2 protein-coding genes are annotated in these 3097 nt (G+C 62.7%); one reads left to right on the top strand and one right to left on the bottom strand.

Features of this window, described 5'->3' with window-relative positions:
- The first annotated feature begins 609 nt into the window (after window positions 1-609).
- A complete protein-coding gene (locus tag EN925_RS29810; protein WP_032808338.1) occupies window positions 610-957 on the top strand; it encodes a hypothetical protein in 348 nt (115 codons plus the stop codon).
- Between the two features lie 86 nt (window positions 958-1043).
- On the opposite strand, the gene ggt is transcribed toward EN925_RS29810, so the two are convergent.
- Entirely contained in the window at window positions 1044-2783 is a 1740-nt protein-coding gene (gene ggt, locus EN925_RS29805) for a gamma-glutamyltransferase (RefSeq protein WP_127365677.1), read from the bottom strand.
- Window positions 2784-3097 lie beyond the last annotated feature (314 nt).

Below are 3097 nucleotides of genomic sequence, written 5' to 3'. Positions count from 1 at the left end.
GCCGTCATCCAGGCAGACGATGCGCAACGGACGGGCTTCAGCCGTGGAGGACCTCATGCCGGCGAACGGCAGCGAAAAAAGCCCGAGCGCCTGGCGCCGGGTCATTCGGCTGCGCAAATGATCGGGCGCGGCTCTCGACTGGGGCTCTTGGTCTCTCTGCAATGCGGCCGGCCCTGCTTTTCGGGGGTTGGTCTCCAGCGACCACTGCCCGGTGACTATGAAACATGAGTTTACTAGTCAACATTTAAGATGCCTGCCCAGTCAACTTTCACGCAACCGCATGCCAAGCGCAGACGCCCACTGGCCGCAAGGCGATTCGCCCGTACAACAACCCTGTGCGACGTCACCGTCCGAATCACGGTTTGCGAAGCCCAATCCGCGCCCCGCATCATTTTTCCTCCACGAATGCATTCCATGATAGAGGGAGCTACGGTCGCCTTTGGGCAGCCGTTTCCCGGATTGCCTGAGAGACCAAAGACGGCCAAGAACCAAAAGCCGGCAGCAAGCCGCCACCTGAAGACGTCAAGGACCGGTCGAACGCATCAAGGCAGCGTGATCGGGTTGCACTCGGCAAGGCTTGATGATTTGTTGCCGCTATACGGAGAACGAATGATGCGAGAGCCTGCCGGTCAAGACGAATACGGGTCGACGAACCCTTTCGATCCGGACGACCTGCCAACCTTGAACGCAATCGGCCCGAGCATGGGAAGCGGCAACGATTTCGAGAGATATGCCGTTGCCGTGATCATCGTGTTCGGTGCGCTGATCATCGGCGGGCTGATGGCCGCATCGATGGTCTTCGGGCACCGCAACGGCTTCCTCTTCGCGCTTGGCGGCGCCACATCCGCCTGGATCTCCGGAAATGCGCTGCTGCTCGACCGGCCGCGCATCTATGCGCTGTTCGTCGGCATTGCCGCCTTGATGCTGGTTGCGTCCACCCTCACGCTGGTCTTGTGACGGTCAAGTCGGTGTGAGCCGATCCACTTGAGCAGCGGGCGATCAACCCGAATCGCCACGCTGCTCCAAGCTTTTCCTCCGAGCTGTCAGTATCCGAGCGCCTCGCCAGAGGCCGCGCGGCTGTCGATGGCGCCGTTGTAGCGCGCGCCGCCGCCTTTCTCGATTTCCGCCAGGCTCTTGCCGCCGACCAGGATGCCGGCGGCCTGACCCCAGGTCTGGTCGGCGAGATCGAGGTGATATCCCATGCCGGCCAGCAGCTTTTCTGTGTCCGGCGACAGGCCGAACGGCTCGACATACACCTTGTCGGGCAGCCATTGATGGTGGATGCGCGGCGCGTCGATCGCCTCCTGGATGTTCATGCCGTGGTCGATGACATTGACGATCGCTTCCAGCGTGATGGTGATGATGCGGGAGCCGCCGGGGCTGCCGATGACCATGAACGGCTTGCCGTCCTTGGCGACCACGGTCGGGCTCATCGACGACAGCGGCGTCTTCTTCGGCTGGATGGCGTTGGCCTCCCCCTGGACCAGGCCATAGAGGTTGGGCACGCCGGGTTTCTGGGTGAAATCGTCCATTTCGTTGTTGAGCAGGATGCCGGTGCCGTCGGCGACGACGCCGGCTCCAAAGGAACCGTTCAACGTGTAGGTGACCGCTACCGCATTGCCTGCATCGTCGATGATCGAATAATGCGTCGTCTCCTTGCTCTCGCCAAAGCCCTTCGGCATCAAATCCTGCGACACGCCCGCCCGGAACGGGTCGATCTTGTCGCGGATATCCTTGGCATAGGCCTTATCAAGCAGTTTCGAGACCGGGTTGTCGACGAAATCAGGATCGCCAAGCGCTGAATTGCGGTCGACATAGGCGTAGCGCATCGCCTCGACCATGACGTGGACCGTCTCGGCGGAACCTGCGCCGAGATAGGACAGCGGATAGCCCTCCAGGACGTTGAGGATTTCGCAGATGATGATGCCGCCGGAGCTGGGCGGCGGCGAGGAGGTGATCTCGTAGCCGCGATAGGTACAGGTCACGGGCTTGAGCTCACGCACCGCATACTGCTCGAAATCCGGCTTGGCGAGAATGCCGCCCTTGGCGCCGCTCGCCTTGATGATGGCGTCAGCGATGGCGCCTTTATAGAAGGCATCCGTACCCTTTTCGGAAATGGCGGCGAGCGAGGCGGCGAGGTCGGGCTGAACCAGCCGCTCGCCGATGCCATAGGGCTTGCCGTCGGGTTTCAGGAATATGGCGGCGGCCGCGGGGTCCTTCGCCAGCCTGTCGGCACTGCCGGCAAACGAGGCAGCGTCGCCCTGATTGAGGATGAACCCGTCCTTGGCGTAGCCGATTGCCGGCGCCATCAGATCCTGGCGGGACAATTTGCCGTATTTTTCACGGGCCATCTCGAAGCCAGCCACAGAGCCCGGTACGCCGACGGCGAGATAGCCGTCGAGGCTGGCGCCCTTCGCCGGGTTGCCGTCCTTGTCGAGATACATGGTTTTTGTCGCCGCCAGCGGCGCCCGCTCGCGGAAATCGAGAAAGGTCGATTTGCCGTCCTTGAAGCGGATGGTCATGAAGCCGCCGCCGCCGATATTGCCGGCATTGGGGTAGACGACGGCGAGCGCATAGCCGACGGCAACCGCCGCGTCGACAGCATTGCCGCCCTTCTTCAACACCTCGATGCCGACTTCGGACGCCAGATGCTGGGCCGTCACCACCATGCCGTGCTCGCCCTTGGCCGGCGCCGGCGAGGCGGCGAAGACACTCGTCAACGGCGCCAGGACAAAGGTGATGGAAAGACTGGCGGCGATCAGTGTCCGACGGTTGAGAGGCATGGCGGTTCTCCGGGCGGGGGGATGCCTAGAAGACCGTGTTGGACGGATCGAGTCCACTAACAATTAAGGGAGCACGAGAAAGAGCCCCCTCACCCGGATTGCCAACCGAATTGCGAAGGGCAATTCGGGGCAATCCGACCTCTCCCCGAGGGGAGAGGAGGTGTCAGCGCTGACGCCAGTCTCTTCTCCCTGCGGGGGTGAGGCGTGGTCCGCGCAGCGGGCGAAAAGCCAACTGCTTGGCTTTTCGAACAACGAACGCCCGGAGGGCGGTGGCCGCAAAGCGGCCGGATGAGGGGGCCGGCTCGGCCTCAGAC

The sequence above is a fragment of the Mesorhizobium sp. M7A.F.Ca.US.006.04.2.1 genome, assembly GCF_004022915.1.
GTDB lineage: Bacteria > Pseudomonadota > Alphaproteobacteria > Rhizobiales > Rhizobiaceae > Mesorhizobium > Mesorhizobium ciceri.
The sequence above is the reverse complement of the archived record's forward strand: the minus strand, read 5'-3'. Positions and strand labels throughout refer to the sequence as shown.